Origin of the sequence: Mesorhizobium sp. M5C.F.Ca.IN.020.32.2.1 (genome assembly GCF_004023105.1) — a bacterium.
GTDB lineage: Bacteria > Pseudomonadota > Alphaproteobacteria > Rhizobiales > Rhizobiaceae > Mesorhizobium > Mesorhizobium wenxiniae.
The window spans coordinates 1-6,454 of the sequence record NZ_RZSX01000330.1 but is presented as its reverse complement, the minus strand read 5'-3'; the positions used below and the strand labels follow the sequence as shown (position 1 = coordinate 6,454).

General features: G+C 62.3%; 8 protein-coding genes. 1 reads left to right on the top strand and 7 read right to left on the bottom strand.

All coding sequences use genetic code 11. The features are described from left to right. The 5 genes from EOA86_RS17590 to coaD all read right to left on the bottom strand — a co-directional run. On the bottom strand, nucleotides 1-588 hold a 588-nt coding region (locus tag EOA86_RS17590), incomplete at its 3' end, for an S-adenosylmethionine:tRNA ribosyltransferase-isomerase (RefSeq protein ID WP_164891798.1). Between the two features lie 12 nt (nucleotides 589-600). Continuing rightward, nucleotides 601-999, bottom strand: a complete 399-nt coding sequence (locus tag EOA86_RS17585) for a hypothetical protein (RefSeq protein WP_128342812.1) — start codon at nucleotides 997-999, stop codon at nucleotides 601-603. After that, entirely contained in the window at nucleotides 996-1,508 is a 513-nt protein-coding gene (locus EOA86_RS17580; RefSeq protein ID WP_065009548.1) for a peptidylprolyl isomerase, read from the bottom strand. Before EOA86_RS17580 ends, EOA86_RS17585 begins: the two co-directional genes overlap by 4 nt. 28 nt (nucleotides 1,509-1,536) lie before the next feature. Further along, nucleotides 1,537-2,127: a peptidylprolyl isomerase gene (locus EOA86_RS17575; protein ID WP_128342810.1), complete on the bottom strand. Its 591-nt coding sequence runs from the start codon at nucleotides 2,125-2,127 to the stop codon at nucleotides 1,537-1,539. Nucleotides 2,128-2,202: 75 nt separating this feature from the next. Then, nucleotides 2,203-2,703, bottom strand: a complete 501-nt coding sequence (gene coaD / locus EOA86_RS17570) for a pantetheine-phosphate adenylyltransferase (protein ID WP_127211165.1) — start codon at nucleotides 2,701-2,703, stop codon at nucleotides 2,203-2,205. A 286-nt stretch (nucleotides 2,704-2,989) separates the two neighbouring features. Here coaD and EOA86_RS17565 point away from each other — a divergent pair, with 286 nt between their 5' ends. Then, on the top strand, nucleotides 2,990-3,142 hold the full coding sequence (locus EOA86_RS17565) for a hypothetical protein (protein ID WP_084831418.1): 153 nt from the start codon (nucleotides 2,990-2,992) through the stop codon (nucleotides 3,140-3,142). A gap of 45 nt (nucleotides 3,143-3,187) precedes the next feature. On the opposite strand, the gene gyrA is transcribed toward EOA86_RS17565, so the two are convergent. Together gyrA and EOA86_RS17555 are read right to left on the bottom strand one after the other, a co-directional pair. Further along, entirely contained in the window at nucleotides 3,188-5,998 is a 2,811-nt protein-coding gene (gene gyrA / locus EOA86_RS17560; protein WP_128342808.1) for a DNA gyrase subunit A, read from the bottom strand. A gap of 190 nt (nucleotides 5,999-6,188) precedes the next feature. Continuing rightward, the coding region (locus EOA86_RS17555) for a helix-turn-helix transcriptional regulator (RefSeq protein WP_164891797.1) at nucleotides 6,189-6,454 on the bottom strand (266 nt) is incomplete at its 5' end.

The following is a 6,454-nucleotide window of genomic DNA, read 5'->3' as shown; positions in this document are numbered from 1 at the left end:
ATGCAGGCCGGCAGTGGGTGCCGCCACGGCCCCCTCCTCCCTGGCATAGATGGTCTGGTAGTCTTTGCGGTCGCGTTCGTCGTCGTCGCGCTTCGAAGCGATGTAAGGCGGCAGCGGAATGTGACCGACGGCGTGCAACGCCTCATCGAGAAACGGACCTGAGAGGTCAAAACCGAGCAAAGCCTCGCCGGCCTCGCGCTTCTCGATCACCGTGGCATCGAGCTGGCCGAGAAAGCAGGAATTGGCGTCATGGCCGAAATGGACGCGGTCGCCGGCGGCGATGCGCTTGCCCGGCCGCATGAAAGCCAGCCAGCGGTCGGGAGCCGCCCGCATGTGCAGCGTGGCTTCGACTTGCGCCACCGCTTCGCCGCGCCGCCTGATGCCTTTCAACTGTGCCGGAATGACCTTGGTGTCGTTGAAGACCAGCACGTCACCGCTCTCGAGCAGGGACGGCAGCTCGCGCACCGTCCGGTCTTCGCGGCCCTCACCCGGCCTGACAACCAGCATTTTGGCGCTGTCGCGCGGTTCTGCCGGTCGAAGCGCGATACGCTCCTCCGGCAGATCAAAGTCGAAAAGATCGACGCGCAAGAAAATCCCGCCTCAAAATTCCGGGCAGGTCACCGCCCAGGCGCCAACACCGTCGATGCTCAGCGTGCCGCCCATTGCGAAATTGGACTGTTCGCTGGCCTTGACCAGTCGCAATTTGGCGACGGTCGAGCTGATGCCCTCATCGGTGAGATCGATCGCCATGTGCTGGTCGTCCTCGAATGCCTGTCCGACGAAGACTTTCGTCGAACCCGGCCGACCGTCGGTGGTCCAGTTCCTGTCGCCGGCATCAAGCCATACACGCGCAACCGCGATGACGGCAGTGTGCCCCATCAGGACGTCGATCGATGCCGCGTCGCCTTCGGCGCTGCAAACAATCGATTCCGTCGCCAGCGCCGGAGTGGCCGCCGCGACAAGCATCAGAGTGATAGCCGCGACAGCCCGGTAGGTCATTTCACGTCGGCTGCCACCTTCAGCGACACGATCTTGTCGGGATCCGGCACCGGCTCGCCGCGCTTGATCTTGTCGACATTGTCCATGCCCTCGATGACCTGGCCCCAGACCGTGTATTGGCGGTTGAGGAAGGCGGCATCGTCGAAGCAGATGAAGAACTGCGAATTGGCCGAGTTCGGATTCTGCGAGCGCGCCATCGAGCAGGTGCCACGGCCGTGATTGGCGTTAGAGAACTCCGCCTTCAGGTCGGGCTTGTCGGAGCCGCCCGTGCCAGCGCGCGCCGGTGCGAAAGAGGGCTTGGTGGAATTGCCGAATTTCACGTCGCCGGTCTGCGCCATGAACCCCTCGATGACGCGATGGAACACCACGCCGTCATAAGCGCCTTCGCGCGCCAGTTCCTTGATGCGGCCGACATGGCCAGGCGCCAGATCGGGAAACAGTTCGATGACGACCTTGCCCTTGGTCGTTTCCATGATGAGCGCGTTCTCGCGGTCCTTGATCTCGGCCATGTCAGAATATCCTTCGAAACTAATGGGTTTACTTGCCGTCGGCGGCGATGCGCACCTTGATCATGCGATCGGGATCAGTGACAACCCCGTTCTGTGCCGCATCGCCTTTCTTTATCTGGTCCACCAACTCCATCCCGTTCTCGACATTACCGACGATAGTGTACTGGCCATCGAGCGGCGGCGCCGGCGCGAACATGATGAAGAACTGGGAATTGGCGGAATCCGGGTCCTGCGAGCGGGCCATGCCGACCACGCCGCGCTCGTAGCGCTCGGACGTCGAGAATTCGGCCGGTAGGTCGGGAAGATCGGAACCACCAGTACCGACAGCATCGGCGTTGAAGCCGTTCTTCATGTTGCCGAACTTCACGTCGCCGGTCTGCGCCATGAAGCCGTCGATGACGCGGTGGAAAGCGACGTTGTCGTAAGCGCCCTGACGAACCAGCTTCTTGATCTGCTCGACATGCTTCGGCGCGAGATCGGGCCTGAGCGCGATTGTCACGTCGCCGCCCTTCAGCGTTATGATCATGGTGTTTTCCGGATCGGCCGCGAACGCCGAAACGGTTGCAGCCACAAGACTGAAAACAACGACTAAGCAGGTGGCGAGCCTTTTGAGCGGCATGGACATTTCTCCGAAAACCTTTGTTTCAAGCATGTCGTTGTCCCAAAGCCGGGTTCCACGTTGGGGCGACACGCATTATTTCGCGAATTTGGCGGTAAGTGCGCCGGCCACAGCCGCCGGCACGAAGGGGCGGATGTCGCCTCCCATGGAGGCTATCTGACGGACAAGTGTGGCGGTAATGGTTCGCACCGAAGGGCTGGCGGGCAGAAAAACTGTCTGCAGTTCCGGCGCCATCGTCTCGTTCATGCCGGCCATCTGCATCTCGTAGTCGAGATCGGTGCCATCGCGCAGGCCGCGGATCATGATCGAGGCGCCCTGCTTCCTGGCCGCGTCGATGACCAGCCCGTCGAAAGCGACAATCTTGATGCGCGCGCCGTCGCGGCCAAATTCTGCCTTCGTCGCTGCTTCGATGAGACCGACCCGCTCCTCGAACGAAAACAGCGGCTTTTTGCCGGGATGAATGCCGATCGCCGCATAGACTGTGTCCGCCACGGCCAGCGACGCCTTCAGCACATCGAGATGGCCGTTGGTCAGCGGGTCGAAGGAGCCGGCATAAAGGGCGATGCGTTCGGTCATGGCAGGTGCTTCTAGCGAGCCTCTCTCGCAAAGGCAAATCCGATCAGCGAGCCGCCAATGCATGTCGCCCAAAAGTGTGCAGCGGTTTTGGACAACGACATGCACCCAAACAGAGCCTCAAAGCGCAACGCCTGAGCCACGGTAATCGCGATGCGCTTTGTGTGAACCTTTTGGCCGAGATGAACGACCAATGCACGGGCCGATCACGAAGCCTTCACTAGGTTGCAGCTTCAGGAGATGAAACCAAAACCCCATTTAATCGTTGCTAGGTGCAGGAGACACGCACATGCTGATCTACATGCTCGCCACCGCAATGACCGTCGCCATGCTGATCGCCACCGTATTCGGGCTGCATCAGGAAGCAGATCGCGTCCGCGCCAAGTCCAATGCCAAGCGGTTCGGAGGCTTTGGTATCCGCAAGCCGTTTCGCCACCGCTAGCTGTTGACGGCGCCGGCCCATCGGGCCGGCATTGCCCGTCAAGACCTACTCGGCGTTGTTGTCCGGGCCAACGTCTTCAGTACCGGTATCCAGAGTTGCGTCGCCCTCGACACTCTCTTCGGCTTCCTCGTCCGATTGCGGTTCCGATATCCGCTCCACCGAAACGACCTTCTCGCCGTCGGCCGTGTTGAAGATGGTCACGCCCTTGGTGGCGCGGCTGGCGAAACGAATGCCGTTGACCGGCACGCGGATGACGGTGCCGCCATCCGAGACAAGCATGATCTGGTCGTCATTGCCGACCGGGAAAGTCGCCACCAGACGGCCGATCTCAGCCACTTTCGACACATCGGTGGCGCGGATGCCCTTGCCGCCGCGCCCTGTAAGGCGGAAATCATAGGAAGACGAACGCTTGCCGTAGCCATATTCCGTCACCGTCAGCACGAATTGCTCGTGTGCCTTGAGCAATTCGTAGCGCTCGTCGGAAAGCTCCGTCTCCTCGCCGACTTCCTCATTGGTGAGTTGAATGTCTTCGTCCTCGCCAGCCGCAATGCCGGCGGCGAGCCGCCTTTCCGCCGCCACTCGCCTGAGATAAGCGGCGCGCTCGGCCGGCGGCGCCTCGACATGTTCGATCACCGCCATCGAGATCACCCGGTCGGTGGCAGCCATGGCGATGCCGCGCACGCCGACCGAGTTGCGGCTCTGGAAGACGCGCACGTCGCTGACCGAGAAGCGGATGCACTGGCCGGAGCTTGCGGTCAGAAGCACGTCGTCATTGTCGGTGCAGGTCTCGACGCCGAGGATCTCGTCGCCTTCCTCTTCCAGCTTCATGGCGATCTTGCCGTTGCGGTTGACCTGGACGAAGTCCGACAGCTTGTTGCGGCGCACCGTGCCGCGGGTGGTGGCGAACATCACGTCGAGCTCGCCCCAGCTGGTCTCGTCCTCAGGCAGCGGCATGATGGTGGTGATGCGTTCGCCCTGCTCCAGCGGCAGCATGTTGATCAGCGCCTTGCCGCGCGACTGCGGATTGCCGATCGGCAGGCGCCAGACCTTTTCCTTGTAGACGATGCCACGCGAGGAGAAGAACAGCACCGGCGTGTGCGTATTGGCAACGAACAGCCTTGTGACGAAATCCTCTTCCTTGGTCGACATTCCGGATCGGCCCTTGCCACCGCGCCGCTGCGCCCGGTAGAGCGATAACGGCACGCGCTTGATGTAGCCGGAATGGCTGACCGTCACGACCATATCCTCGCGCTGGATCAGGTCCTCGTCTTCCATATCAGCCCCGCCCTCGGAGAGCTCGGTGCGGCGCGGCGTGCCGAACTCGTCGCGGACGGCGGCAAGCTCGTTCTTGACGATCTGCTGAATGCGGGCGCGGGACGACAGGATGTCCAGGTAGTCCTTGATCTCGTCGCCGATCGTGTTCAACTCGTCGGCGATTTCGTCGCGGCCGAGCGCGGTCAGGCGCTGCAGGCGCAGTTCGAGGATGGCGCGCGCCTGTTCCTCGGACAGATTGTAGGTGCCGTCCTCGTTGATGCGGTGGCGCGGATCGTCGATCAGCAGGATCAGCGATTCGACGTCGCCCGAAGGCCAGCGCCGCTCCATCAACTGCTCGCGCGCCGTCTGCGGGTCCGGCGCGGTGCGGATCAGCTTGATGACCTCGTCGATGTTGGCGACGGCAATGGCAAGGCCGACCAGCACATGGGCGCGGTCGCGCGCCTTGCGCAGCAGGAATTTCGTGCGCCGGCTGATCACGTCCTCGCGGAAGGCGACAAACGCCTTCAGCATGTCGGTCAGCGTCAGCAATTCCGGCTTGCCGCCGTTCAGTGCCACCATATTGGCGCCGAACGACGTCTGCAGCGGCGTGAAACGGTAGAGCTGGTTGAGGATGACGTCAGCGACCGCGTCGCGCTTCAGTTCGATGACGACGCGGTAACCCTGGCGGTCGCTCTCGTCGCGGATGTCGGATATGCCCTCTATGCGCTTATCGCGCACCAGCTCCGCCATCTTCTCGATCATCGACGACTTGTTCACCTGGTAGGGAACTTCGGTGATGACGATCGATTCACGGTCGTTGCCGCGCGCCTCGACGTTGACGCGCCCGCGCATGACGATGGACCCGCGGCCGGTCGAATAGGCGCTGTAGATGCCGGAGCGGCCGAGCACGATGCCGCCGGTCGGGAAATCCGGCCCCGGAATGATCTCCATCAACGCCGGCAGATCGATCGCCGGATTGTCGATGAGGGCGATGGCGCCGTTGCAGACCTCGCCCAGATTGTGCGGCGGGATGTTGGTGGCCATGCCGACGGCGATGCCGCCGGAGCCGTTGACCAACAGGTTTGGAAAGCGCGCCGGCAGGACTTTCGGCTCGCTGCCGGACGCATCATAAGTGTCCTGGAAATCGACGGTGTCCTTGTCGATGTCTTCCAGCAACTCATGCGCGACCTTCGTCAGGCGCGATTCGGTGTAGCGCATCGCCGCCGGCGGATCACCGTCGATCGAGCCGAAATTGCCCTGCCCGTCGATCAGCGGCACGCGCAGCGACCAATCCTGCGCCATGCGCACCAAGGCGTCGTAGATCGAGGCGTCGCCATGCGGATGGTATTTACCCATCACGTCGGCGACCGGGCGCGCCGACTTCACGTATTTGCGGTTCCAGTGGTAGCCGCTCTCATGGGCGGCATAGAGGATGCGGCGATGCACCGGCTTCAGCCCGTCGCGCACATCGGGCAGCGCACGGCTGACGATCACGCTCATGGCGTAATCGAGGTAGGAGCGCTGCATCTCCTCGAGGATGGATATCGGCTCGATGCCGGTCGGGCCGCCGTCGGCGCCGCGCGGTGTCTTCTGGTCGGTCAAATCAGGTCACAATCTAATCGGGAATCACTCGGTGCTTATATAGGAAGCCGGGTCGAAACTCCAATGTCCGCGGTAGTTTTCCAGTGTCGATTTTTGTGGGGATTTCAAAAGGATATCACTGATTGCGACGATATGGCCGAGGCGCTTTTCGTAGCCGCCGGGGCAAAGCTCATTGTCAGGCCAATTTGCTTCACATCGCCGGCACGGCGGATGCGTTCGGCAATTTATCGCCTCGCCGCCGGACCCGATAGGCACCGGGCGCCTCCCCCATCACGCGCCGGAATCGGCGGTTGAAGGTCGATAAATCGTTGAACCCCGCCTCGAACGCGATCGTCGAGATCGCCTCGTCCGACATGCGCAGCCGCACCGCCGCCCTGTGCAGCCGGGTTTTCAGCAGGAACTGGTAGGGCGTCATGCCCGCGACGCGTCGGAACGTGCGCAGGAAATGATACGGGC

Coding starts and splice junctions, on each gene's coding strand:
- EOA86_RS17565 (WP_084831418.1), top strand. CDS start 2,990: ATGCTGATCTACATGCTCGCCACCGCAATGACCGTCGCCATGCTGATC.
- EOA86_RS17585 (WP_128342812.1), bottom strand. CDS start 999: ATGACCTACCGGGCTGTCGCGGCTATCACTCTGATGCTTGTCGCGGCG.
- EOA86_RS17580 (WP_065009548.1), bottom strand. CDS start 1,508: ATGGCCGAGATCAAGGACCGCGAGAACGCGCTCATCATGGAAACGACC.
- coaD (WP_127211165.1), bottom strand. CDS start 2,703: ATGACCGAACGCATCGCCCTTTATGCCGGCTCCTTCGACCCGCTGACC.
- EOA86_RS17575 (WP_128342810.1), bottom strand. CDS start 2,127: ATGCCGCTCAAAAGGCTCGCCACCTGCTTAGTCGTTGTTTTCAGTCTT.